We start from the raw sequence: 24,983 nt of genomic DNA, 5'->3' as shown, positions 1-24,983 counted from the left end.
GTCGCGCCTAGATGTCGAGGAAGCGCACGTCCTTGGCGTTGCGCTGGATGAACGCGCGGCGGGCCTCGACGTCCTCACCCATGAGCACCGAGAAGATCTCGTCCGCGGCGGCGGCCTCGTCGAGCGTCACCTGCAGGAGCGTGCGGTGCTCGGGCGACATCGTGGTCTCCCACAGCTCCGAGTAGTCCATCTCGCCGAGACCCTTGTAGCGCTGCACGCCGTTCTCCTTGGGCAGGCGCTTGTTGTTCGCGCGCCCGTCCGCGATGACGGCGTCCCGCTCGCGGTCCGAGTAGACGTAGTCGTGCGGCGCGTTGGACCACTTGATGCGGTACAGCGGCGGCTGGGCCATGTAGACGTAGCCCTGCGTGATGAGCTCCGGCATGTAGCGGAACAGCAGCGTCAGCAGCAGCGTGCGGATGTGCTGGCCGTCGACGTCGGCGTCGGCCATCAGCACGATCTTGTGGTACCGGAGCTTCGAGACGTCGAAGTCCTCGCCGATGCCGGTGCCGAACGCCGTGATGAGTGCCTGCACCTCCTGGTTGCCCAGGGCGCGGTCGAGGCGCGCACGCTCGACGTTCAGGATCTTGCCGCGGATCGGCATGATCGCCTGCGTGCGCGGGTTGCGGCCGCGGACCGCCGAGCCGCCGGCGGAGTCGCCCTCGACGATGAACACCTCGCACTCGGCGGGGTTGTTCGACTGGCAGTCGCGCAGCTTGCCGGGCATCGAGTTCGACTCGAGCAGGCCCTTGCGGCGCGTGGCCTCGCGCGCCTTGCGGGCGGCCATGCGGGCCGTCGCCGCCTGGATCGCCTTGCGGATGACGTCGCGCGCCTCGGTGGGGTGCGAGTCCAGCCAGTCGCCGAGGCGCTCGTTGACCGCGCGCTGCACGAAGGTCTTCGCCTCGGTGTTGCCGAGCTTCGTCTTGGTCTGGCCCTCGAACTGCGGCTCGCCGAGCTTGACGGAGATGACGGCGGTCAGGCCCTCGCGGATGTCGTCACCCGTGAGGTTCTCGTCCTTCTCCTTGATGATGTTCTTGTCGCGGGCGTACCGGTTGATCAGCGACGTCATCGCCGCCCGGAAGCCCTCCTCGTGCGTGCCGCCCTCGGTCGTCGAGATCGTGTTCGCGAAGGTGTGCACCGACTCGCTGTACGCGCTCGTCCACTGCAGCGCGATGTCGACCGAGATGCGCCGCTCCGTGTCCTCCGCGGTGATCTCGATGACGTCCTGGTGCACGAGCTCGACCTTCTTCGCCGAGTTCAGGTGCGTCACGTAGTCCACGAGGCCGCCGTCGTACTTGTACGTGACGCTGCGGCCCTGCGGCGCCTCGGTCGTGCCGTCCGTCGTCGCGCCGGCGTCGGCCGTGCCGGGGTCCGTGACCTCGTCCTCCGTGCCGGTGTGCTGCGGTCGCTCGTCCGTGAGCGTGATGCGCAGGCCCTTGTTGAGGAACGCCGTCTGCTGGAAGCGCGAGCGGAGGGTCTCGAAGTCGAAGTCGACCGTCTCGAAGATGGTCGGGTCGGCCCAGAACGTCTGGCTGGTGCCCGTCTCCTCGGTCGCCTCGCCGCGGCGCAGCTCGCCGACCGGGCGGCCGCCGTCCGCGAAGTCGAGCTCCCACGCGTAGCCGTCCCGCTTGACGCGCGACTCCACGCGCCGCGAGAGCGCGTTGACGACGGAGATGCCGACGCCGTGCAGACCGCCGGAGACGGCGTAGCCGCTGCCGCCGAACTTGCCGCCGGCGTGCAGGATCGTCATGACGACCTCGAGCGTGGGACGGCCCTCGGTCGGGTGGATCGCGACGGGGATGCCGCGGCCGTTGTCGGTGACGCGCACGCCGCCGTCGGCGAGCAGGGTCACCTCGATCGTGTCGCAGTAGCCGGCCAGCGCCTCGTCGACGGAGTTGTCGACCACCTCGTACACGAGGTGGTGCAGGCCGCGCGCGCCCGTCGACCCGATGTACATGCCGGGGCGCTTGCGCACCGCCTCGAGGCCCTCGAGCACGGTGATGGCGCTGGCGTCGTACGACCCGCCGTTGGGTGCGGGGCGACCGCTCGGGGCGGGCGTCGCGGGGGTGGCGTCGTCGCCGTGGTCCGAGTCGGTGTCGCGAGGGGTGCTCTGGTCGGCCACGGGCGGCGGGTCTCCTCGAGAGGTCTGCGCGCGCGATGCGCGTCGAGAGCGTCTGCGAGCGGCCGGGAGACCGGATCACCCCGCGCGGGCGGAGATCGCCGCGCAGGAGGGCACGCAGACGCCTGCATTGACCGTTCCAGTCTACCTGCTGGACGCCCCGGAACGGGGCACCTGCGCGCGATGCCGTGGACGCGGTCCCGCGCGGCACGGCTGGGGTCGGCTCGCCGCGACGACGCCCGGCCCGGTCAGCCCCAGGTGTCCCGCGGCCCGCGGCCCTGCACGCGCTTGGGCCCGCGCCCGAACCCGGGCCCGCCCGCCGGCCCCAGCACGTCCACCTGCACCACGACGCCCGGACCGAGCGCCTCGTCGAACCGGGCCAGCATCGCCGGCGCCAGCAGGCGCAGGTTCGCCGCCCACGCGCTCGACGACGCCCGCACCGTCAGCAGCCCCGCCTCGAACGACTCGTACGTGCAGTGCTCCGCGACCTGCGGCCCCACGATGTGCGCCCACCGGTGCACCAGGTCGCCGACGACGAGTCCCGGCTCCCAGCCGAGGTCGCGCGCGAGCCGGCCCGCCGAGACCGACAGCGGCTGCGGGTCGCGCGGGCCGGGTGCGGCGCCGCTCGACGCGACCGTGCCGCGCGCCGGCTGGCCCGGACGCAGGCCGCGGGCGCGGGCGGCCGCCTTCGCGCGCGCCAGCGCCGTGCGCGCCACCTGCTCGGGCGGCGTCAGCTGCACGAGCTCCGACACCGGGACGCCGTCGGGCACGACCGTCGGCGGGGGGAGGAGCGTCGCGTCGGCGTCCTCGGGCTCCGCGGCGTCGTCCGAGGGTGTGCGGCCCGGGGACGCGTGCGCGGGCGACGGGTGTGCGGGCGACGTCCGTCCGGAGGACGGGCGTCCCGGCCGCGACCCGTCAGAGGACACGCGACACCTCACCGCCCATGACGTCGACGCGCGCACCCGCCAGCGGCTCCGGCACGTCCTGCGGCACCGCGGCCGTCACGAGCACCTGCCGCGCGGGCGCCACCAGCTCGGCCAGGCGGTCGCGCCGCCGGGTGTCCAGCTCCGCGAACACGTCGTCGAGGATGAGGACCGGCTCGCCGTCGGGGCCCCAGTCCGCCGCCCAGCCGCCGGCGTCGTCGAACCCGTGGGTGAGCAGCGTCCACGACGCCAGGCGCAGCGCGAGCGCCACCGACCACGACTCGCCGTGGCTCGCGTACCCCTTGGCCGGCAGCCCGCCGAGCGTCAGGACGAGGTCGTCGCGGTGCGGGCCGACCAGGCTGACGCCCCGCTCGACCTCCTTGGCGCGCAGCCGGCCCATCGCCTCGAGCAGGCGCGCCTCGACGAGCTCCGCCGTCGCGGCCGGGGCGTCGGCGGGCGCGGCCGCCGGGGCGTCGTCGTCCTGCCCACGCCCGAGCGCCGAGTCGAGGGACGACCGGTACGCCAGCTCGAGCTCGCCCTGCCCCGAGCTGACCTGCCGGTACGCGTCCGCGGCCTGCGGGCGCAGCGCCGCCACCAGCGCCTCGCGCGCGACGACGATCTGCGCCCCCGCCTGCGCGAGCTTCGCGTCCCAGACGTCGAGCGTGCGCAGGTCGGCGCCCGCGCGCGAGCGCATCGCCGCGCCGGCCGACTTCAGCAGCGCGGACCGCTGGCGCAGCACCCGCTCGTAGTCCGTCAGCGTGCCCGCGATGCGCGGCGTGAGCTGCACGAGCAGGTCGTCGAGGAACCGCCGGCGACCGTCCGGGTCGCCCTTGACGAGCGCGAGGTCCTCCGGCGCGAACAGCACGGTGCGCAGGATGCCGAGCACGTCGCGCGCGCGGCCGGGGGAGCCGCCGTTGACGCGCGCACGGTTCGCGCGGCCCGGCGTCACCTCGATCTCGACGAGCGTCGACCGCTCCTCGCGCACGACCTTGGCCCGCACCACCGCCCGCGCGGCGCCGGCACGGACGAGCGCCGCGTCGCTGGGCACCCGGTGGCTGCCCAGCGTCGCGACGTACCCGACGGCCTCGACGAGGTTCGTCTTGCCCTGCCCGTTCGGCCCGACGAGCGCGGTGATGCCCGGCTCGAGCGGCAGCTCGACCTGCGGGTACGACCGGAAGTCGGTGAGCGACAGGTGCGCGACGTACACGGAGCGCCTCAGCCCTCCGCGGTCGGTGGCGCCGTCGGCGTGACCGTGTCGCCGCCCGCGGCCTTCACGGCGTGGCCGCCGAACTGCTGACGCAGCGCGGCGACCGCCTTCATCGCGGGCGACTCGCCCTGGCGGGACGCGAAGCGCGCGAACAGCGACGCGGCGATGACCGGCGCCGGCACGGCGAGGTCGATCGCCTCGTCGACGGTCCAGCGACCCTCGCCCGAGTCCTCGACCCAGTCGTCGATCGCGGCGAAGCCGGGGTCCTGGTCGAGCGCCTGCACGAGCAGGTCCAGCAGCCAGGACCGCACGACGGTGCCCTTGCGCCACGCGCGCATCGTCCCGCCGACGTTCGTGACCAGGTCCTTGGCGGCGAGCAGCTCGTAGCCCTCGGCGTACGCCTGCATGAGGCCGTACTCGACGCCGTTGTGCACCATCTTCGCGAAGTGGCCGGCGCCCACGGGGCCGACGTGCACGAAGCCGTCGGCGCGCTCGCCCTCGGGGCGGAGCGCGTCGAAGACGGGCATCGCGCGCTCGACGTCCTCGGGCGCGCCGCCGACCATGAGGCCGTAGCCGTTCTCCAGGCCCCACACGCCGCCGGAGACGCCGGCGTCGACGAACCGGATGCCCCGGGCGTGGAGGAGCTCGGCGTGCTTGGCGTCGTCCTGGTAGTACGAATTGCCGCCGTCGACGACGAGGTCGCCCTCGCCGAGGATCTCCGCGAGGTCGCAGATCACGGCGTCCGTGATCTGCCCCGCCGGCACCATGACCCACACGATCCGCTCGCCCGCGGGGAGCGCCTGCGCGAGCTCCTCGAGCGAGGCGACGTCGGAGACGTCGGGGTTGCGGTCGTAGCCGGTGACCTCGATCCCCGCCCCACGCATCCGCTCGCGCATGTTCGCGCCCATCTTGCCCAGGCCGACCAGCCCGATGTGCATGCCTCGTCCCTTCCGCGGCGGTTCCCGCCGTGCCCTCGTGCCGTGGTCCGCGCGAACGCGGCGGTGCACCGCCCGGTGGTGGTGCTCCCCGGTCACTGTGCCCCAGGTCGCCGCCCGGCGCCGGGCGGCGGCGTCAGCTGGCGAACCGGATGGGCACCAGCAGGTAGCGGTAGTCCTTCGAGTCCTCGCCGTCCAGCGACTCCTGGCCGGTGAACTCGACGGGCTTGTTCGGGTGCGTGAACGACATCCGGACGAACGTCGTGTCGAGCGCGCCGAGGCCGTCCAGGAGGAACTGCGGGTTGAACGCGACGGAGATGTCGTCGCCCACGAGGACGGCCTCGAGCGCCTCGGACGCCTGCGCGTCGTCGCCCTGGCCGGCGTCGAGGACGACCTGGCCCTCGCTGAAGCCGAGCCGGATGGGCGTGTTGCGCTCGGCGACGAGCGCGACGCGCTTGGCGGCGTCGGCGAGCGCCTGCTTCTGGACGATCGCGTGGATCGGCGTCTCGTCGGGGAAGAGCCGGCGCACGGCCGGGTAGTCGCCGTCGACGAGCAGGCTCGTCGTGTGCCGGCCGCCGGCCTCGAAGCCGATGAGGTCGACGCCGCTGCCCGTGGCGAGCGCGACGGACACGGAGCCGGCGCTGCCGAGGGACTTCGCCGCGTCGTTGAGGGTGCGGGCACGCACCAGCGCGACCGCGGACAGGTCCGGCGTCGACGGCTTCCAGGTCATCTCGCGCAGCGCGAGGCGGTAGCGGTCGGTCGCGAGGAGCGTGACCTTCTCGCCCTCGATCTCGACGCGCACGCCCGTGAGCAGGGGCAGCGTGTCGTCACGGCTGGCCGCGACCGACACCTGGGCGACCGCGTGCGTCAGCTCGTCGCCGTCCACCGTGCCCGTGACCGGCGGCATCGCGGGCAGCGCGGGGTAGTCCTCGACCGGCATGGTGAGGAGCGTGAACCGGCTCGCTCCGCACGTGACCTGCACCTTCGTGCCCTCGAGCACGACGTCGACGGGCTTGGCGGGCAGCGCGCGCGAGATCTCCGCGAGCAGACGTCCCGAGACGAGCACCGTGCCGGGCTCCGACACGTCCGCCGGCAGCTGGGCGCGCGCGGAGACCTCGTAGTCGAAGCTCGAGAGCTGGATGGTGCCCGTCGTGTCCGCCTCGATGCGGACGCCGGCCAGCACGGGGACCGGCGGGCGCGTCGGCAGGCTGCGCGCGGTCCACGTGACGGCGTCGGCCAGCACGTCGCGCTCGACCCGGAACCTCATGCGTCACCTTCTCGTCGTCGACCCGTCGTGCTCGGCGCGCGTGGCCGCCGGGAGCGGCGCGGCGAGCGGCCGGCGGCTGCCGGCGGAGCACTGCCGAACACTACGCGACCGGTCCGACGCCCGGAACCGGTCGGTGGCAGGCCGCGAGGCCGTCGGCCCGCCGCCACCTCGCCACAGCCGTACGGCGGTGTGTGGATCCCCCCACCAGAGAAGTCTCGTCGTCGTCATCGGGGGTGTGCATCGTGTGGACGGACGGCGTCGTGGCTGCTCACGGCGCGTTTCCGGCTGTGTGGCCGGGTGTGGTGCGACCCCGGTCGCGGTGTGGACGCCGGTGGACCGCCGCGGGACCGTGCACCTGCGTCCACCGACGGCCCACGATCGCTCCACAGCAACGCAGGGGGTCGTCCACCGTCGTCCACAGGTGTGTGCACAGGTGTGAACAATCGTCCCATGCATGTCTCACCCTGAGGTGGACAGCGCCGTCAAGGGGTTCGTCCCGGTTTGTCGCTGAGAGTCCTCTCATGGGTGAGTGCGTCGCGCCGACCGCCGGGGTGGCCGCTCGGGGAGCGGCATCAGGGCATCCGTCCAGGTGGCGCGCCCGCGTGGACGTCGGCGGGTGGTCGCCGCAGGAGCCGTCCTGGAGGACGTTCGACGTGGTCGAAGGTTGTCCCCATCCGTGTGCAAACCTGTGGACAACTGCTGTCGCACGGTGGAGGGACCCGTGGACGAGGGCTCCCGGGCGAATTCCTTCGTCGAGCGGTGACGTGACGGCGACCACGCGCGCGACGGGGTGTCGGCGGCCGGCCTGGCGGTGCCGGGACGGCCTGGTGAGCGTCTCCGGGGCACCGCCCCGGCCACGCACGCGTGCCGACGTACGGCTCCCCGGCCCGGCGCAGGCCTCCGCAGGCCTCACGACGCCACGACGGCGCCCACGCGGTGCGTGGACGCCGTCGAGGGGGTGCAGGGACCGAGGGGTGCGCGCGGCGGAGCGGTGCCGGCACGCGCAGCCTCCGCTCGTCAGCCGCGGTGCTGCTGCTTGATGCGGTTGGTCAGCTCGGTGACCTGGTTGTAGATCGAGCGCCGCTCGGCCATGAGCTCGCGGATCTTGCGGTTCGCGTGCATCACCGTCGTGTGGTCGCGGCCGCCGAAGGCCTGGCCGATCTTCGGCAGCGACAGGTCGGTCAGCTCGCGGCACAGGTACATGGCGATCTGGCGCGCCGTCACGAGCACGCGCGACCGGCTGGACCCGCACAGGTCCTCGATCGACAGACCGAAGTAGGCGGCCGTCTGCCCGATCACCGTCGTGGCGGTGATCTCCTGCGTCTGGTCGTCGGTGATGAGGTCCTTGAGGACGATCTCCGCGAGGGACACGTCGACCAGCTGGCGGTTGAGGTTCGCGAACGCCGTCACGCGGATGAGCGCGCCCTCGAGCTCGCGGATGTTGGTCGAGATCTTCGAGGCGATGTACTCGAGGACGTCGTCCGGGGCCTGCAGGCGCTCGCTCGCCGCCTTCTTGCGCAGGATGGCGATACGCGTCTCGAGGTCCGGCGGCTGCACGTCGGTGATGAGGCCCCACTCGAAGCGCGAGCGCATCCGGTCCTCGAAGCCGTTCAGCTGCTTCGGCGGGACGTCGGACGTGATGACGACCTGCTTGTTCGCGTTGTGCAGGGTGTTGAACGTGTGGAAGAACTCCTCCATCGTCTGTTCCTTGCCCTGCAGGAACTGGATGTCGTCGATGAGCAGGACGTCGACCTCGCGGTAGCGGCGCTGGAACGCGCCGGCCTTGCCCTCGCCGATGGAGTTGATGAAGTCGTTCGTGAACTCCTCGGAGTTCACGTACCGCACGCGCACCGTCGGGTACAGGTTCTGCGCGTAGTGCCCGATGGCGTGCAGCAGGTGCGTCTTGCCCAGCCCCGAGTCGCCGTAGATGAACAACGGGTTGTACGCCTTGGCCGGCGCCTCCGCGACGGCCACCGCCGCGGCGTGCGCGAAGCGGTTGGACGAGCCGATGACGAACGTCTCGAAGAGGTACTTCGGGTTCAGCCGCGCCGGCTCGGACAGCCCGCGGCGGGCGGGGCGCACGTCCTCGGCGAGGCTGCCGTCGATCGCGCGCAGCGACGGGCGCGCGTCGCGGTCGGCGTCGTCGCGACCGCCGGGGTCGCCCGCCCGGTCGTCACGGCCGAAGCCGCCGTAGCCGGGGGAGGAGACGAGGGAGAGGTCCGGGCGCAGGTCGTCGTCGCGGCCGTCACGGCCGTCGCGCGCGTCACGTCCGTCGCGGCTCTCGCGCCCGAAGCGGTCGTCCTGGCCGAAGCGGTCGTCCTGGCCGAAGCGGTCGTCCTGACCGGACGGGGCCGGTGCGGGCGGGACCACGCGGAGGGCAGGCGGCACGTCGCCGGCGACGTCGGGGTCCACGGTGATCGCGAACCGGCCCTCGCGGCCCAGCGCCTCCGACAGCGCCTCGGTGACCTCGCCGCGCACGCGCGTCTCGAGGTACTCCTTCGTCAGGTCGTTGCCGACCGCGAGGATCATCGTCCCGTCGAGCAGCCCGAGCGGGTGCGCGAGACGGACGAACGCCAGCTGGCGCGGGGTGATGTCCGGGCTCGCCTCGAGGGTCGCGACGACGTGCCCCCAGACGCGGGCCGGTTCTTCGTCCTGTGACACGTCCTACCTCGGTGTTCGGTCTCGCGGTCCGGCGAGTCTGGCACGCGGGCCCGTCGTCCACATAGTTGTCCACACCTGTGTGCGGGAGGTGCGGTCGTACGGGACCGGCGTGCGGGGCGCCCCATGACGCCTGGCCGTCGGTCCGTCGCCCGTGCCCACCGGCTGCCCGACCGGCGGCTCCGTCCGGGCGGGCGGGGTGCCCGCGGGGGGAGCGACGTCGCACGATGCTAACGGTGCCGGGCGGACGGCAGAAGGGGTGTCGGGCGCCTCGCGCGCGCGGGTGGTGCGCGCGGGAGGGGAGCGTGACGAGGGGCCGCATTTGACCGGGTCGGGTCGCAGAGCGTAACGTGATCCAGCCTTTTGACGGCTCCATCCGGCGCGCCCAGACGCCACTCACACGGCTCCCCGTGTGCTCCTGAGGAGCGGTCGATCACCGGCACATGGACCTGGATGCGCACCCGTGCGCGTCCGCCCCGAGAACGTGGAGATCGTCGTGACCAAGCGCACCTTCCAGCCGAACAACCGGCGCCGGGCCAAGACGCACGGCTTCCGCCTGCGCATGCGCACCCGTGCCGGCCGCGCCATCCTGGCCGCGCGCCGTCGCAAGGGGCGCGCCGAGCTCTCGGCCTGACCCGCACGCCGGTGCTCCCCGCAGCGCACCGGATGCGCCGCTCTGCCGACTTCCAGCAGACGGTGCGTCGGGGTGCGCGCGGGGGGCGTCCGACGCTCGTCGTGCACGTCACGACCACGACCGACCCCGGCCCGCCGGAGGTCGGTCTCGTCGTGTCTCGGGCCGTCGGCAACGCGGTGGTCCGCAACCTCGTCCGGCGGCGCCTCCGGGAGCTGGTGCGGGCGCGGCTCGACCGGCTGCCCGTGGGCGCGAGGCTCGTCGTGCGCGCCCAGCCCCCCGCGGCCACGGCGTCCTTCGCGACGCTCGGGTCGGACCTCGACGCGGCCCTGCGCCGGGCGCTCGGCCGCGTGACGCCGCGCACGCCGGTCGTCCCATGACCCCCGCCGCCCTGGGGCGAGCGGTGCTCCGTGTGCCCGCTCGCGTGCTGCTCGCCCTGCTCTGGGTCTACCAGCACGTGGTCTCGCCCCTCACGCCGGCGTCGTGCCGCTTCTACCCGTCGTGCTCGCAGTACGCCGTCGTCGCCGTGCGGCGGCACGGTGCGCTGCGCGGCACGTGGCTCGCCGTGCGGCGGCTGCTGCGGTGCCACCCCTGGAACCCGGGCGGCGTCGACGACGTTCCCCCCGTGCGCGCTGCGCACCACCCTCTCGACGCGGCCCCGGCCGCGCACTGAGCTCTCGAGGAGCCCTGACCGATGGACTGGATGGACGGCCTGCTCTTCCCGATCATGGTCGCCGTGGCCTGGATCATGGTCCGGTTCCACGACCTGCTGACCGCGATCGGGCTCGACCCCGCAGGGGGTGCCGCCTGGGGTCTGTCGATCGTCGGGCTCGTCGTCGTCATCCGGATCCTGCTGATCCCGCTGTTCTTCAAGCAGATCAAGGCGTCCCGCGGGCTGCAGATGGTGCAGCCCGAGATGCAGGCGCTGCAGAAGAAGTACAAGGGCCGGACCGACCCGGCGTCCCGCGAGGCCATGAGCCGCGAGATGATGGAGCTGTACCGCAAGCACGGGACGAACCCGTTCGCCTCGTGCCTTCCGCTGCTGCTGCAGTCGCCGATCTTCTTCGCGCTGTTCCGCGTGCTGTACGAGCTGCCGCGGCTCGCGGCCGGCACGTACGACCGGGCCGACTCGATCGGCCCGATGACGCGTGACCTCGCCGGGCAGGCCGAGGCCGCCACCATCTTCGGGGCGCCGTTGTCCGGCACGTTCATGCAGGCGGACGGCAACGTGAACATCATGATCGTCACGGTGCTGCTGATCATCGCGATGTCCGTGACCACGTTCACGACGCAGCGGCAGCTGACGATGAAGAACATGCCGCCGGCCGCGCTGCAGGGCCCCATGGCGCAGCAGCAGAAGATCCTGCTCTACGTCCTGCCGCTGGTCTTCGCGTTCTCGGGCGTCAACTTCCCGATCGGTGTGCTCATCTACTGGACCACCACCAACCTGTGGTCGATGGGCCAGCAGTTCTACACGATCCGCCGCATGCCGGCTCCCGGCTCGCAGGCCGAGGCCGCGATGAAGGAGCGCAAGGCGCGCAAGGCCGCGCGTCGCGGCGCCACCATCGAGGAGAACGACGGCGGCCCGGTTGCCGTGATCGAGGAGAAGCCCCGCGGGCAGCGGCAGCAGCCGAAGCGCAAGGACCGCGCCAAGGTGAAGCCGACGTCGACGCCGGGCGCGAGCACTGCCGCGTCCACGACGGATCCGGCTCCCGACGCCCCGGCGCGCGACGTCTCGGACGCCGGCCCCGCCGGCAGCACGCGGCCGGCCGGTGGAAAGAGCCCCGCAGGTGGCAAGAGCCCGGCCGGTGGCAAGAGCCCCGCGGGCGGGGCTGCGGGAGCAGCGGCGGGGAAGCCGCGACCCAAGAACGCCAAGGGCGGGGGCACGCGGCCCGGTGGGGCGACGCGTGCACCCGGCACGAGCTCGGGCGGCGGGGCCACCGAGGGCCCCGACGCCTCCTGACGGCAGCACCACGGACGTGGCCGCGAGCACGCGGCGTGTGATCGGAGGAGACATGAGCACCCAGCCGGAGACGGCCGTCGACGGGGACGTCGTGCGACGCCTGGAGGAGGAGGGCGAGATCGCCGCCGACTACCTCGAGGAGCTGCTGGACATCACCGACCTCGACGGGGACATCGAGATCGACGTGGACCACGGCCGTGCGGCCGTCGAGATCGTGGCGGAGGACGGCGAGGACGCCTCCCTGCGTCGCCTGATCGGCGCCGACGGCGAGGTCCTCGACGCGCTGCAGGAGCTCACGCGGCTCGCCGTGCAGACGCGCACGGGGGAGCGCAGCCGGCTCATGCTCGACGTCGCGGGGCACCGTGCCGCCCGTCGCGCCGAGCTCGTGGCTGTCGCCCAGGTGGCCATCGACCAGGTGCGGTCCTCGGGGGAGGCGGTCCGTCTGGAGCCGATGAACCCGTTCGAGCGCAAGGTCGTGCACGACGCCGTCGCCGAGGCCGGCCTCGTGAGCGACTCGGAGGGCGTCGAGCCGCAGCGTCGTGTGGTGGTACGTCCCGCCTGAGCGCGAGAGGTACGGAGGGCGGTGACCAGTGCGGTCAACGCCCTTCGTCGTTCCGGCTGGACGCGGGCTCCGTACCGGCCGGTGATGCGCCGACTGGCATCGGTGCGTGTGGTGCGGTTCCACGTGGAACGTCGTGGCGTCGTGTCGTGGCGGTGCCGTTCACTGAGCGACGTCGCAGGTCCTGTGCGGCCGTTTCACGTGGAACGGTGACGCGCGTGGGCTCCCGGTCGAATGCGTGTCGGCACGGGTCCGCCCCGTAGCGGTCGGCGCACGCGTGGCCTTCACCGCTCACACGGTCGGGGATCCCCGGTGCACGGCGGCGCCGGAAGCGCCCCGCCACCCCGTTGTGAGGACGGGATCACCGAAGGGCGCCGAGGCCCCGAGCGCAACTCACGTGGGGACGGGGCTAGGAGACGACGCACGCCAACCGCTGAGGGCCTGCGGTACGCGCCGCGACCGAGGATGAGGTCCGGACGCGCCGACCACCGCGTGCTGTCGCCGAAGACGAGGTGTCGTCACTCCGCGCGGCGCGCGCGTGGCTACGGGTATGGCGCTTGCTGACCGAGAGCGGGCCCTTCGGCGCCTGCAACTACGCGCCGCCGTCCAGCCGCGAGACGACCGCTCGAGCCGGGGAAGGCACTCGACGAGGGTTCCTGAAGCCGCTGCTGGCAGGTGTGGCCGCACGGTGTGGTCGCCCTGGATCCCGGCGTCGGCCACGGTGGCGCCAGGATGCTGTGGTCACGATGGAGAGGTAGGGCGCGCAGGGCCGGAGCCGCACGCTGCGTCTGGGCGGGATCCTCGGCGCCGCCGGCCAGCCACTGGGGGCGTTGGGATGGCCTGGCAGGTGTAGTGACGTTCGCCGCCCATCGACTCCGCCGCCCGTCGGCTCCGTCGCTCGTGCACGTCCACCTAGTCGACTCGACATGGCGCGCATGTCCCGACCGTGGCGGCCACCGGTTCGCGCAGACCTGCGTGGGGCGGTGTGTGCGACGGTCCGGTCGTCGAGGTGACGTCGTCATGTCATCGGTGGTCCCCCGACGAGCCGACGACCTCGAAGAAGGGACAGAGGAAGGGGAGAGGTGCCGTCGCGTGAGTGCAACTCGTGGGGTTCGCCCGCACGGAAGCCGTCAGGCGCCGACCGGGGCCGGGGTGCCACGTTCCACGGGAGACGCGGGCGCTGGCGGCCGACCGATGGCAAGCCCGTGTTCCACGTGAAACGTGGCGGGGCTCGCGACTGATGCCGCAAGGTCGCTCGCATGCAGAGGAGTCAGCGGACCGTCAGCGGGAGCACGCCGATGGTCCGATCGTCGGCATAGGTGCGGCGCGTGGCGAACGCCTGGCGGGTCGTCTGCAGGTAGCGGGACGATCGCCGGCACCATGAGACGCACGTTCCACGGGCGCACTCGGGACGGGGTGCGGCCATCCGTCGACGTCGCGACTGCGCAGCGAGGGCCCGTCCGGCGTGGCGTGGCGCGGCAGCATCACCGCTGCACGTCGTGGATGGCCGGCGGTCGGACATGCCCGCGGTGGCGTGCCGGCCGGCCGGCATCGGCAGCTCGCCGTTTCGTCGGCGGACGTGGCGGTGGCGTGCCGGCCGGTTCTACGCGGCCATCACGTCGATGTCAGCCCGTCGAAACGCTTGATCCCTGGTCCTCAAGGTCGTCTGCCGTTCAGTCGATTCCCACCCGGGGTCCGCATGAGCGCCCTTCCGAGGTACGGAGATGGGAACGCCATGCGCATGCCCAAGGGTGTGGCCTTCGCGATGGTGGGTGTGGCCGCCGCGGTCGCGGTCGCGGTGCCGGTGGTGGTCGTCACGAGTCAGCGCGCCGCCACGACGACGGCGGCGTGCGCCGCGGTCCGAGCCGACGTGGACGATCACATGGCGGCCAGTCAGGAGGCGGGCCTAGCGGCAACCAGGGTCCTGGAGGGCGGTGCCGACGATCGCGCCAAGCGCGACGAGGCAAGCGCCCTCGACGCGAAGGAACGGACCGCGGCGTACGAGCTCGTTCTCGCGAACGCGGCATGCTTCAGCTCGGGCGAGACTGCTGACGCCGAGGAAGGGCTGGAAGCGCTCCGCTAGCCGTACTCGACCAGGACGTCGTGACGTCGAGGACCGGAGAACCCCGGGTTGGGCTGGGTCGCGACTTCGCGGAGGACAGACGACCACCCGATCAGGTTCGACCACGTGCATGCGATGGTCGACGACGACGCGCGGCCGGCCGACACCGAGGTCCTGCCCCGCGAGAAGGGCGCTACCTGTGCGAGGCTCGCGACCCGCGCCGCGGCGCGCTTCACCGACCACGGCATCAGCCGGGTCGAGCGGACCATGACCGACAACATGTGGGCCCACCGGCAGGTCTTCGCCACCGATGATCGAGGAGCGGCCGTTCTCGCCCCCGGCTCGAGCGCAGGAACACTCGGCGCCGCCGCAGCGCCCTCGAGTGCTCGCACCGATCAGCCGCCTGTCAGAACCTGATGGGCGAGTACATCCAGGAGGTGGCCCGGCCACCGCGTGGGAGAGGGCGCCCTGGATCCGTCGTTCTCGTGTCGGCGCCACTGCTCAGGGCACCGGTCGGACGGCGTTCCCTCGACACCTGAGCCCGCGTCGACAGGGAGCGGCATCGGACCGCCGGGGCGTGGGACGCGGCGACCAGCGTGGCGCGGCGCGGTGGGCCAGCGTTCAGGGGTGCCGGTCGGACAGACGGCGCCGTGGCGGTTCGTCTGAAGGCACCCCTCACGGAGGACCTCTCCATGCGGTCACCGACGGCTCAGCCAGACCTTCGACGGGTGATAGCGGCGTCTGGCTCGTGGGCCGGCGTGCGTCGGCCCGGTCTAGCGCCGCGGGCAACCCCATCATTGGGCCGGCCGTTGGTCCAGGATCGACCGGACGGCGTCCCGGGCACCCACGTCCTGCGTGGATCGCGGCCGCGACAGCGCAGGAGATCGAGTACGGATGTCCGCGACGGCCCTATGGCGCGCGGCGCATCGCGAGATCGCGTTTCACGTGAAACAGAGTCCCGACGACCGAGGCATGTGTTGTAGGTGGGCGCCCATGAGCGGTCCGCGGCGGATCGGAGCGGCATCCCGTGGCGCAATGGCGAGGTGGCGCACGGACGCGGCGTCTCGCTGACGCAGTAGGTGGTGACACTGAGCGGTGGCACGGCTCGCGCGGTGACACGGCTGGCGGCGGCGGGCGATGGGCTGCCGAGCCGTCGCGCAGCTGCGCAACGGCCGTGGGAGCGGCGAAGCAGCGTCGGCGCAGCGCTGAGACAGTGATGGGCGGTGATGGACGAGCGCAGCCGCGCCGGTCGAGTGGCCGTCGCACCGCCGCTGCGGTGGTGGCACGGCGACGGCAGGGCGGCGCGGCGATACGGCGTGCTCAGAGTGGTCGCACCGCGGCGATCGCACCGCTGCCGCGATCGTGGGCGGGCGCTGCAGCGCGGTGCGGCACACGGCGAGACGGCAGGCGGCGGTGCCGCGTGGTGGGAGGGCGGTGTGCCGCGGTGATCGGACGGCGGGCGTGTGGTGGCTCGGAGCCGGGGACGAGCGGCCGGCGTTGTTCAGCTGGGCTGCTGGGCTGCTGGGCGGCAAGCATCGAGCGGCGGGTGGTGGCGGCCGGCCGGCCGGCGGATGTGGTCGGGACGTGGGGCCGGGCATCGTCAGCGGCGTGGCCGGAGCGGGTGACGCCCGACCGCATGCGCCGGTCGGCGGCGATGCGCTGGCGGAACACGGTAGGGCGAGGGGCACCGTGGCGGCCTGTATCGCTGTTCAAGAGGCGGCACGGTCGGGTGGCGTGCCCGGCGCGGGAGTCGGGAACTCGAGACGGGGGCTTACGGTGCCACGGCCCCGGTGATGGAGCGCCGGGGCGGTGAGCCGTGCCGGACGGAGGGAGCGGCTGGAAGCCGTCCGGTGCGCCGACGCGGGGAGGGTGGACCAGTGCGGCCGATCGAGGGGTGGTCGTCCCGCGTGGCAGCTCGGCCCGTGATCCAGTGGGAGAACGGCGACCTTTGCGGCGGACGGTCTCCCGGGTGGGCACGTGCTGCGTCGGCGGATCGTCCTCGCGCAGCGCGCGCGTCCTGCGTCGACCCCGTACCGGGGTGGCGAGGTGGCGCGATGCTCGTCGTGACGGGGACCGGCGTCACCGCACCCGACCGGATGTCTCGATCCGCCGCGCGAACGGCGTCAGGACCGGGTCGAAGCGACGCCGGACACCGGTGCCACGCACGACCGTTCCGGGGAGTATGTCCGAACCAGGTGCGCGGCGCGTGCACCGGCTGCGGGCGCCGCCGGCCTAGTAGCGTAGGCGCGCGGCCCGGTCGACCAGGGCCGGACAGCCGATGAGCGCCGCGCCGCCGCGGCCCGACGAGAACCGGGGGTCGTGCGTGGTGGACGAGACCGGCCGTGCACCCGCGGCCGCCGGGGAGGACGCCACCGACCCGCTCGACGGCGACGAGCGGCTCCCGGAGCACTTCGGGACGGCATGGCCTCAGGTCGAGCGGTTCCACCGCATGCTCGTCGATGAGGGCGAGCTCCGCGGACTCATCGGGCCGCGTGAGGTCGGTCGGCTCTGGGAGCGGCACCTGCTCAACTCCGCGGCGGTCGTGCCGTACCTGCCGTCGACCGGCGTCATCGTCGACGTCGGCTCGGGTGCGGGACTTCCCGGCGTCGTGGTCGCCGCGATGCGACCCGAGGCCGAGGTGGTACTCGTCGAGCCGATGGAGCGCCGCACGACCTGGCTCGAGGACGTCGTCGCGGCGACCGGTCTGGGCAACGTGACCGTCCGACGGGCGCGCGCCCAAGAGCTTGACGGCGCGCTCGAGGCGGACGCCGTCACCGCGCGCGCCGTGGCGGCGCTCGACAAGCTCTTCCGCTGGACCGTGCCGCTCGTGCGCGCGGGCGGGACCGTCGTCGCGCTCAAGGGCTCACGCGCCCGGGACGAGCTCGCGGCGGCAGGAAGCGTCGTGCGCAAGCTGCGGCTCGTCGAGACGGCCGTGCACGAGGCCCGGACGCTCCCGGGCCTCGACCCGACCTACGTCGTCACAGCCGTACGCGGAGGGAGTGGTGATGTTCGGTAGGAAGAAGCGGCGCGAGGAGAAGGCGCGCGCCCAGGCCGCGCTCGAGGCGCGTCCGGCCCTGCCGGCCGTCCCGCCCGCGGGTCCGGCACCGTCCGCAGCGAGCGAGGCTCCGACCTGGTTGCCGTCCGCCCCCGGTGGAGACGGCGAGCCGGCCCGCGGCCACGACTCGAGGACCGCCGCGACAGGCGCCGGTGCTGCTACGGGCCTCCCGCGGGCGGACGTGCCGCCGGATCGTCACGCGGAAGCCGCCGTCTCGTCGGCAGCCACCGAGGGGACCGTCCCCGCGCCGAGCGTCGCCGCGCCGAGCGCCGACGTGCCGAGCGCCGACGTGCCGACCGATGCACCGACCGCCGTCGCGTCTGCCGCCACCGAGGAGACGGCAGCTCGCGCGACCGACCCGGGCGAGCTCGCGGTCGTCGCGGACGGTGCTGGAAGCGTGGCCGGCGCGGATCCCGGCGACGGTGGAAGGCCGGCAGCCGACAGTCAGGATGACCGTCGGACGGCCGGGGGAGCGTCGGAGGGTGGCTCGTCCCGCCTGGCCGCCACCGGTGGCACACCGGAGGCGGCCGGTCGCAGTGACGTCGCTCTGAACGAGACCGAGGACGCCGTTTCACGTGAAACGCCGGATGGCGCTCGCACGGTGAGCATCGGCGGCTCGGTTCCACGTGAAACCGGAAGCCACGGCGGTGCCGGGACGCACACGGTCGACGAGCGCCGGCCCGCGGCAACACCCTCCGATGTCGCGCCGATCTCCCACGCGCAGACGGAGCCCTCCGCTCCGCTGCGAGACGCGAAGAGTGCAGCCTTTCCGCCCGTTGCTGCTCGAGCTGGCGCTCGCGCGCCGTTGGTCGCCGCCGCGGGCGCAGAGATCACCGCCGTGCAAGAGACGTCGGCCCCGTCCATGCGCGCATCGATCGCGGAAGGCCCGGCGGACGCTGACGGGGCCGCGGGCCGGCCCGAGGTCGATGACGGCGCACGCGGCGTCGAGGTTTCACGTGGAACGGGGGACGTGGCGCTGACGCCGGACGACGCGCGCCGGGAGAACGCAGACGACCGCCCGCAGGCCGTTTCACGTGGAACAACCCCTCCGTTGGGCAACCCGGAGAGCGACGGCGTTTCATGTGGAACGGACGAGGCGGCGCGGCGCGGCGGCGAGTCGACCGCCGGTATGCCGGGAGGCGAGGCGGACAGCCGCCCGCGGCGAGCCAGTGGTCGTCCCCAGCCCGTGTCCGTCGCCGACATCGGAGCCGCGTACTCGTGGGAGACTGAGCCGTCAGCCACCCCGGACGTCAGCACGGGCCCCACGGCTGTCGGTGACAGCGCCGCGGAGGCTCCGGACGCCGCGGAGGCGAGCGCGGCGGCGACGTCCACGACGTCCATCGACGGCCTGCGCGACGCGCCCCAGCCGCCCCGGGATGGCGACAGCCACGACGACGGGGAGGGGAGTGCCGTGACCGGCACGGTAGGAGAGCAGGCGACCGCACCCGCGGGCGCGTCGGTCGACGCGACGGCGAGCGACCCGGACGAGGTGCGCCGTGCCGCGCTCGTCGAGAGCCTGCCGCGACCGTCCGCCGACACGCCCCTCATGGCGGAGCTGCAGGTGGACGCCCGCCGCCGCATCGAGCTGCGCGGCCGCAAGTTCCCCGCGCCGCCGCAGACCCGCGTCATCACCGTCGCGAACCAGAAGGGTGGTGTCGGCAAGACGACCACCACGGTGAACCTCGCCGCCGCGCTCGCCCAGGCGGGCCTGAAGGTGCTCGTCCTCGACAACGACCCGCAGGGGAACGCGTCGACGGCGCTCGGTATCGACCACCGCGCGGGCACGCCGTCGATCTACGAGGTGCTCGTCGAGGGTGCGCCCATGCACGAGGCGGTGCAGGAGAGCCCCGAGGTTCCCGGACTGTGGTGCCTGCCCGCGACCATCGACCTGTCCGGTGCGGAGATCGAGCTCGTGTCGATGGTCGCCCGCGAGACGCGGCTGCGGACGGCGCTCGACCAGTACCTGCAGTGGCGCCTCGACCAGGGCATGGACCGCATCGACTACGTCTTCGTCGACTGCCCGCCGAGCCTCGGGCTCCTCACCGTCAACGCCTTCGTGGTCGCACGCGAGGTGCTCATCCCGATCCAGTGCGAGTACTACGCGCTCGAGGGTCTGTCGCAGCTCCTCAAGACGATCGACCTCATCCAGGCGCACCTCAACCCGACGCTGCGCGTCTCGACGATCCTGCTGACCATGTACGACGCGCGCACGAACCTCGCGCAGCAGGTCGCGGAGGAGGTGCGCACGCACTTCCCGGACCGCACGCTGCGCACGACGGTGCCGCGATCGGTCCGCATCTCCGAGGCACCCAGCTACGGGCAGACGGTCATGACCTACGACGGCGGCTCCTCGGGTGCGCTCGCGTACCTCGAGGCCGCCCGCGAGCTGGCGGAACGTGCCGTCACCGGCACGGCGCCCGCCACGTCCAGCACGACGCCGGCGAGCGGCACGCCCGCGGCGCAGGCTCCCGTACAGGAGGACCAGTGAGCGAGAAGCGGCGCGGCCTGGGGCGCGGACTCGGCGCCCTCATCCCGACCGGCCTGGACCAGCCGCGGTCGACGGCGGAGCGTCCCGTCGACGTCTTCTTCCCCGACTCGCGCAAGGCGGCGGCGTCCGCTGAGGACGTCGCGACGACATCGACGCAGGTCAGCGACCCTGTGGACGTCGACGTGTCGACGCAGGCCGACGCCGCCACGGACGTCGCGCCGCACGACGGCTCCCCGGCCGGCACGTCGTCCGCGCCGGCGGTGGACGGCTCGCACGGTGCGGAGCCCGAGCGCCCCGCGGCCGGCACGAGCGGTGACGGCGCCGCGGCCGCGCAGGACGGCACCGCGTCGTCGGTCGTGGGGGAGGCCCCCGCCGCGGACGCGCCGTCCGACGCGGGCGACGGGCTGCTGCCGGTCCCCGGCGCCCGCTTCGCCGAGCTGCCCGTCGAGTCCATCAGGCCGAACCCCCGCCAGCCGCGGTCGGTGTTCGACGAGGACGCCCTCGCCGAGCTCGTCGGGTCGATCCGGGAGATCGGCGTGCTCCAGCCGGTCGTCGTCCGCGCGGTCGACGACGGCTACGAGCTCATCATGGGCGAGCGGCGCTGGCGCGCCACGCAGGAGGCGGGCCTCGCGACCGTCCCCGCCATCGTGCGCGACACCGAGGACAGCGACCTGCTGCGTGACGCGCTGCTCGAGAACCTGCACCGCGCGCAGCTCAACCCGCTCGAGGAGGCGGCCGCCTACCAGCAGCTGCTCGACGACTTCGGCTGCACGCACGAGGAGCTGGCGACGCGGATCCACCGCTCGCGACCGCAGATCTCCAACACGCTGCGCCTCCTGCGACTCCCTCCGCTCGTGCAGCGCCGCGTCGCGGCCGGCGTCATCAGCGCCGGGCACGCCCGCGCGCTCCTGGGGCTCGCGGACGGCGCCGCCATCGAGCGGCTCGCGCAGCGGATCGTGTCCGAGGGGCTGTCGGTCCGCGCCGTCGAGGAGATCGTGGCGCTCGGCGGCGACGAGACCGCGCCGACGCGTCGCCCCCGACCTCGCGCGGGCGTGCGCAACGAGGCGCTGGACGACCTGGCGTCGCGCCTGTCCGACCGGTTCGAGACGCGCGTGAAGGTCGACCTCGGCAAGACGCGCGGCAAGCTCACGGTGGAGTTCGCCTCGGTGCAGGACCTCAACCGGATCCTCTCGTCGCTGGCCCCGGACGACCCGGGCCTGCTGCGCGGCTGAACCTCCGCGACGGCCGGCGGGCCCGGGCGACGACGCCCGGGCCGCCGGATCGGCTCGCCGGGAGCGCCGCAAGATGCCGGACGGGGGCTCCGGCGCCTTCCCTGAGCGTCGTGGAACGCTCACGCGACCGTCTCCAACCGCCCCGGACGGCGCCCATCGGCGCTCTCAGGGCTTCTGGGAGAACTTCTGTATCCGTACAGAGGGCACTCGGAACGCCCGACTTCATCCAGGAGCGTTCAGCCGAGACGTCCCGCGACGCCCGACGAGCGCCGCGAGACGCCCGAGGGGTCGTGCGTGACCCTCGCCGCGGCGCACTCCCGGCACGACGACGCCCCGGCCGCGTCCACGAGGGGCACGAGCGGGGCGTCGGTACGACGGCGGGGTGGCAGTCGGAGGGTCAGCCCTGCAGGTGCAGGACCTCCTCGACCGCCTCCTTCAGCATCGACTTCGGCTTCGCGCCGACGACGGTCTTCTCGAGCTCGCCGCCGGCGAAGAACGCGATGAGCGGGATGGACTGCACCTGGTAGTCCTGGCTGAGCCGCGGGTTCTCGTCCGCGTTCACCTTGACGACCTTGACGCGGCCGGCGTAGTCCTCGGACAGCTCCTCGAGGACGGGCGACACCATGCGGCACGGGCCGCACCACGGCGCCCAGAAGTCGACGACGACGGGGACGTCGCTGCGCAGGACCTCCGCCTCGAAGGTGTCGTCGGTGACGTCGATCGTGCTCACTCCTGCACCTCCGGGACGTCCGCCGTCGCGTCGGCGGGGATGACGGGGTCCTCGACGTCGGCCGTGTACGCGAGGCCGGCGAGGTAGTGCTGCGCGTCGAGGGCGGCGGAGCAGCCCGAGCCCGCCGCGGTGATCGCCTGGCGGTAGGTGTGGTCGACGAGGTCGCCGCATGCGAAGACGCCGGGCAGGTTGGTCGCCGTGGTCCGACCGGTGACCTGTGCGTACCCGTTCTCGTCGAGGTCGACCTGGCCGACGAGGAGCTCGGAGCGCGGGACGTGCCCGATCGCGACGAAGAGGCCGCCCGCCTCGAGCTCGCGCGTCTCACCGGTCTGCGTGTCCCGCAGCACGACGCCCGTCACCTTCTCCTCACCGAGGATGCCGACGACCTCGGAGTTCCACGCGAACTCGATCTTCGGGTTCGACAGCGCGCGGTCGGCCATGATCTTCGAGGCACGCAGCTCGTCGCGGCGGTGCACCATCGTGACCTTCGAGCCGAAGCGGGTGAGGAACGTGGCCTCCTCGACGGCGGAGTCGCCGCCGCCGACGACGACGATCGGCTGGTCGCGGAAGAAGAAGCCGTCGCACGTCGCGCACCAGGACACGCCGCGGCCGGAGAGCCGCTTCTCGTCGGGGAGGCCGAGCTCGCGGTACGCGGAGCCGGTGGAGAGGATGACCGTGCGGGCGCGGTAGATCTCACCGCCGCCGGTCGTGACGGTCTTGACGTCGCCGGCGAGGTCGAGCTCCGTCGCGTCGTCCCACAGGACGGTCGCGCCGAACTTCTCGGCCTGCTTCTGCATGTTGTCCATGAGCTCGGGGCCCTGGACGCCGTCGGGGAAGCCGGGGAAGTTCTCCACCTCGGTGGTGTTCATCAGCGCACCGCCGGCGGTCACCGAGCCGGCCACGACGACCGGCGCGAGGCCCGCGCGGGCGGCGTAGACGGCGGCGGTGTACCCCGCGGGTCCGGAACCGACGATGACGACGTCGTGGACGTCGCCCTGCTCGGTCGTGCCGGGGTTCTGAGCGCTCACAGGTGCCTCGCTTGTCGTTCGGTGCGTCGCGCGGGCGACAGCCCTCGGGTGGTGGCCTGATCTGCCCCGTCAAACCGATCGTAGGGCCGATCTGTTCCCGGTGCGGGACCCGTCCGCGGCGTCACGGGAGGCCCGGCCGGCGGCCCCGTCCGGCCGCCGGGTCAGCCGACCGTCAGCTCGGTGAGCTCGATGCGGAAGCGCCCGTCGGCCATGGTGGGCAGCTCGGTGAACCACACCGTGAGCACGTCCGTCTCGACCGGCGCGGCGAACGTGAGTGCCGTCTCCGGGCCCATCGGGCCGGACGCCAGCACGTCGCCGGTGGTGGGCGCGTCGCCGCCGGTGGCACGCACCTCGACGTTGCCGCCCGTGCCGTTGACCAGCAGCGTCACGCCGCTGACGGCGGTGGGCTGGGCGAGCCGCACCTCGAGGCCGACGCCGTCCTTGAGGCCGCCGAAGTCGGGCCGCGAGTACGTCTGGGAGAACCAGAAGCTGGCCGGGTCGCCGTCGATCGCGCGGCTGACCTCCTCCTCGCGCTCACCCGCCGGGTCGGTGGGGTTGACGGTGCGGATGCCGAGCACGACGGGCGGGCCGCCGGCGGCCGGCTCCTCGGGCGCGGGCTCCTCGCCCTCGGCGGGCGGCGCGGACGACGGCGGGGCCGCGGGCTCCTCGGCCTGCGTGCCGCCGCCCGGGTCGCCGCCGTCGGGCAGCGTGAACAGCGCCCGCGCGGCGAACACGAGCCCGACGAGCACCACGATGCCCACGACGACGAGCACGACGGCCGTCGGGTCGAAGCGGCGGCGGCCCTCGGGCTCGTCCTGCTCGAACGGGAACGGGTCGTCGCCGCCGTCGTCGCCTCCCCAGGCGGCGGTGCCCCAGGCGTCGTCGTCCGCGGCCGGCGGGACGGACGAGGGCGCGCCGCCACCGCCGTGACCTGCGGAGACGGGCGGGAGACTGGCGGGCAGCGTGGGCGCCGCGGCGGCGGGCGCGCCGTGCGTGGCGCCGACGCCGGCGGCGCCGGCCCCGGCAGCACCGACGGCACCCGCCGCCGGCAGCGCGCTCGTCCGCTCGACCCGCGACGTCGACGTCGGCAGGCCGCTCGCACGCGCGGGCGCGGCGGGCGGCGGCGTGCCGGGACGCACGACGCCGGGAGGCGCCTCGTCGAACACCGTCCGGACGGACTGCCGGGGCACGCGGACGGGCGCGGTGGCGGCCTCGACCTCGGCCGGTGCCGAACCCGCCGCAGCGGCGGCGCCCGGGCGTGCGGCGACGTCGTCGGCGGACCGGCCCACGCGGATCTCGCCCCACGGTTCGAGCTCGTGCACGAGGTCGCCGGGGCTGTGCGGACCGTCCTCGTACCCGCCGAGGGTCACGGTGCAGAGCGTGTCCAGGTCGTTGGGGACACCGGCGGCCAGCTCGGCGGGCGGCACCGGAGCGCCGTCGAGCACGGGCGCGAGCTCCATGCCGGCGACCTGGAGGACGCCGTCGCGGTCGGCGGGCCAGCGCCCGGTGAGGCCCGTGTAGAGCAGCCGGACGAGGTCGACGGCGTCGCGGCGGCTGGTGGCGGCGGCGTCGCCGTGCGGGACACCGAGCAGGGCGGCGTCGAGCGCGAGCCCGGCGATGAGCACGCGGCCGTCGGCGGACACGTGCACGACGGACGGGCGCAGGGCGAGGTGGTGCACGCCGCGCCGCCGGGCGACCTCGAGGGCCGCGGCCGCCTCGCCGACGACGGCACGGGCCTGGTCGGCCGTCAGCGGGCCGTGCTCGACGAGCTGCGCTAGCGACGCGCCCACGATCTGCTCGGAGACGACGTAGCCGACGCCCTCGTGCGTGCCGACGTCGAGCACGCGCACGAGCCGGGCGTCGGTGACGAGGGCGGCACGACGGGCCGCGTCGAGCGCGGGGGCGACGTCGCCGGACTGGAGCACGCGGACGCGCACGGGGCGGTCGAGGATCTGGTCGGTCGCCCGCCAGACGGACACGCCGTCGAGGTCCGAGGGGAGGGGTTCGAGCACGCGGTAGCGCCCCGCCAGCACCGTGCCCCGGCCGACCTCCGCCACGTCCGCACCTCCGCTCGTCCGACCACCCGTCCGATCACGTCCGACCGCGCACGCCGGCCGCCCACCCCGGGG

At 73.7% G+C, this 24,983-nt stretch carries 19 protein-coding genes; 10 read left to right on the top strand and 9 right to left on the bottom strand.

Annotated features, from left to right (window positions below; translation table 11 throughout):
• Window positions 1–7: 7 nt before the first annotated feature.
• The 6 genes from gyrB to dnaA form a co-directional block, all read right to left on the bottom strand.
• Window positions 8–1,993, bottom strand: coding sequence for a DNA topoisomerase (ATP-hydrolyzing) subunit B (gene gyrB / locus ACFUMH_RS03870; protein ID WP_378200708.1), 1,986 nt, complete (start codon window positions 1,991–1,993; stop codon window positions 8–10).
• 371 nt (window positions 1,994–2,364) lie between these two features.
• Window positions 2,365–3,042 carry a DciA family protein gene (locus ACFUMH_RS03865; protein ID WP_378200684.1) on the bottom strand — a complete coding sequence of 226 codons (678 nt, stop codon included), beginning with the start codon at window positions 3,040–3,042 and terminating at the stop codon, window positions 2,365–2,367.
• Window positions 3,032–4,246, bottom strand: coding sequence for a DNA replication/repair protein RecF (gene recF, locus ACFUMH_RS03860; protein ID WP_378200681.1), 1,215 nt, complete (start codon window positions 4,244–4,246; stop codon window positions 3,032–3,034). Before recF ends, ACFUMH_RS03865 begins: the two co-directional genes overlap by 11 nt.
• Before the next feature lie 8 nt (window positions 4,247–4,254).
• Window positions 4,255–5,253 (bottom strand): phosphogluconate dehydrogenase (NAD(+)-dependent, decarboxylating), encoded by a 999-nt coding sequence (gnd, locus tag ACFUMH_RS03855; protein ID WP_378200677.1) that lies wholly within the window; start codon window positions 5,251–5,253, stop codon window positions 4,255–4,257.
• Window positions 5,254–5,317: 64 nt separating this feature from the next.
• Window positions 5,318–6,448: a DNA polymerase III subunit beta gene (dnaN, locus tag ACFUMH_RS03850; RefSeq protein WP_378200674.1), complete on the bottom strand. Its 1,131-nt coding sequence runs from the start codon at window positions 6,446–6,448 to the stop codon at window positions 5,318–5,320.
• 1,017 nt (window positions 6,449–7,465) lie between these two features.
• On the bottom strand, window positions 7,466–9,109 hold the full coding sequence (dnaA, locus tag ACFUMH_RS03845; RefSeq protein ID WP_378200671.1) for a chromosomal replication initiator protein DnaA: 1,644 nt from the start codon (window positions 9,107–9,109) through the stop codon (window positions 7,466–7,468).
• Between the two features lie 493 nt (window positions 9,110–9,602).
• On the opposite strand from dnaA, the gene rpmH reads away from it, so the two are divergent.
• From rpmH to ACFUMH_RS03795, 10 genes are all read left to right on the top strand, one after another.
• Window positions 9,603–9,740: a 50S ribosomal protein L34 gene (gene rpmH / locus ACFUMH_RS03840; protein WP_043601468.1), complete on the top strand. Its 138-nt coding sequence runs from the start codon at window positions 9,603–9,605 to the stop codon at window positions 9,738–9,740.
• 11 nt (window positions 9,741–9,751) lie between these two features.
• A complete protein-coding gene (rnpA, locus tag ACFUMH_RS03835; protein WP_378200668.1) occupies window positions 9,752–10,117 on the top strand; it encodes a ribonuclease P protein component in 366 nt (121 codons plus the stop codon).
• Window positions 10,114–10,410, top strand: a complete 297-nt coding sequence (gene yidD, locus ACFUMH_RS03830) for a membrane protein insertion efficiency factor YidD (protein WP_378200665.1) — start codon at window positions 10,114–10,116, stop codon at window positions 10,408–10,410. The genes rnpA and yidD overlap by 4 nt, the downstream gene beginning before the upstream one ends.
• 21 nt (window positions 10,411–10,431) lie before the next feature.
• A complete protein-coding gene (yidC, locus tag ACFUMH_RS03825) occupies window positions 10,432–11,700 on the top strand; it encodes a membrane protein insertase YidC (protein WP_378200662.1) in 1,269 nt (422 codons plus the stop codon).
• Between the two features lie 52 nt (window positions 11,701–11,752).
• The gene (locus ACFUMH_RS03820; protein ID WP_378200659.1) at window positions 11,753–12,262 is read left to right on the top strand and encodes a protein jag; all 510 of its coding nucleotides are present in this window, start codon (window positions 11,753–11,755) and stop codon (window positions 12,260–12,262) included.
• Between the two features lie 1,732 nt (window positions 12,263–13,994).
• Window positions 13,995–14,342 carry a hypothetical protein gene (locus tag ACFUMH_RS03815; protein WP_378200656.1) on the top strand — a complete coding sequence of 116 codons (348 nt, stop codon included), beginning with the start codon at window positions 13,995–13,997 and terminating at the stop codon, window positions 14,340–14,342.
• A 114-nt stretch (window positions 14,343–14,456) separates the two neighbouring features.
• Window positions 14,457–14,738: a hypothetical protein gene (locus ACFUMH_RS03810; RefSeq protein WP_378200653.1), complete on the top strand. Its 282-nt coding sequence runs from the start codon at window positions 14,457–14,459 to the stop codon at window positions 14,736–14,738.
• A 1,861-nt stretch (window positions 14,739–16,599) separates the two neighbouring features.
• The gene (rsmG, locus tag ACFUMH_RS03805) at window positions 16,600–17,337 is read left to right on the top strand and encodes a 16S rRNA (guanine(527)-N(7))-methyltransferase RsmG (RefSeq protein ID WP_378200650.1); all 738 of its coding nucleotides are present in this window, start codon (window positions 16,600–16,602) and stop codon (window positions 17,335–17,337) included.
• Between the two features lie 1,450 nt (window positions 17,338–18,787).
• The gene (locus ACFUMH_RS03800; RefSeq protein ID WP_378200647.1) at window positions 18,788–19,864 is read left to right on the top strand and encodes a ParA family protein; all 1,077 of its coding nucleotides are present in this window, start codon (window positions 18,788–18,790) and stop codon (window positions 19,862–19,864) included.
• Window positions 19,861–21,096 carry a ParB/RepB/Spo0J family partition protein gene (locus ACFUMH_RS03795; protein WP_378200644.1) on the top strand — a complete coding sequence of 412 codons (1,236 nt, stop codon included), beginning with the start codon at window positions 19,861–19,863 and terminating at the stop codon, window positions 21,094–21,096. The genes ACFUMH_RS03800 and ACFUMH_RS03795 overlap by 4 nt, the downstream gene beginning before the upstream one ends.
• Window positions 21,097–21,493: 397 nt before the next feature.
• Here ACFUMH_RS03795 and trxA read toward each other — a convergent pair whose 3' ends face one another.
• The 3 genes from trxA to ACFUMH_RS03780 all read right to left on the bottom strand — a co-directional run bounded on the left by trxA (window position 21,494) and on the right by ACFUMH_RS03780 (window position 24,911).
• A complete protein-coding gene (trxA, locus tag ACFUMH_RS03790; protein ID WP_378200641.1) occupies window positions 21,494–21,826 on the bottom strand; it encodes a thioredoxin in 333 nt (110 codons plus the stop codon).
• Entirely contained in the window at window positions 21,823–22,854 is a 1,032-nt protein-coding gene (trxB, locus tag ACFUMH_RS03785) for a thioredoxin-disulfide reductase (protein ID WP_378200638.1), read from the bottom strand. The genes trxA and trxB overlap by 4 nt, the downstream gene beginning before the upstream one ends.
• A gap of 161 nt (window positions 22,855–23,015) precedes the next feature.
• Window positions 23,016–24,911 (bottom strand): protein kinase family protein, encoded by a 1,896-nt coding sequence (locus ACFUMH_RS03780; protein ID WP_378200635.1) that lies wholly within the window; start codon window positions 24,909–24,911, stop codon window positions 23,016–23,018.
• Between the last annotated feature and the right edge of the window lie 72 nt (window positions 24,912–24,983).

This window comes from Cellulomonas sp. NPDC057328, from assembly GCF_042667215.1.
Taxonomy (GTDB): Bacteria; Actinomycetota; Actinomycetes; order Actinomycetales; family Cellulomonadaceae; genus Cellulomonas.
This window is presented reverse-complemented; position numbering and strand designations above follow the sequence as displayed.

Coding starts and splice junctions, on each gene's coding strand:
- yidD (WP_378200665.1), top strand. CDS start 10,114: ATGACCCCCGCCGCCCTGGGGCGAGCGGTGCTCCGTGTGCCCGCTCGC.
- rsmG (WP_378200650.1), top strand. CDS start 16,600: ATGAGCGCCGCGCCGCCGCGGCCCGACGAGAACCGGGGGTCGTGCGTG.
- ACFUMH_RS03815 (WP_378200656.1), top strand. CDS start 13,995: ATGCGCATGCCCAAGGGTGTGGCCTTCGCGATGGTGGGTGTGGCCGCC.
- ACFUMH_RS03820 (WP_378200659.1), top strand. CDS start 11,753: ATGAGCACCCAGCCGGAGACGGCCGTCGACGGGGACGTCGTGCGACGC.
- yidC (WP_378200662.1), top strand. CDS start 10,432: ATGGACTGGATGGACGGCCTGCTCTTCCCGATCATGGTCGCCGTGGCC.
- ACFUMH_RS03810 (WP_378200653.1), top strand. CDS start 14,457: ATGGTCGACGACGACGCGCGGCCGGCCGACACCGAGGTCCTGCCCCGC.
- dnaN (WP_378200674.1), bottom strand. CDS start 6,448: ATGAGGTTCCGGGTCGAGCGCGACGTGCTGGCCGACGCCGTCACGTGG.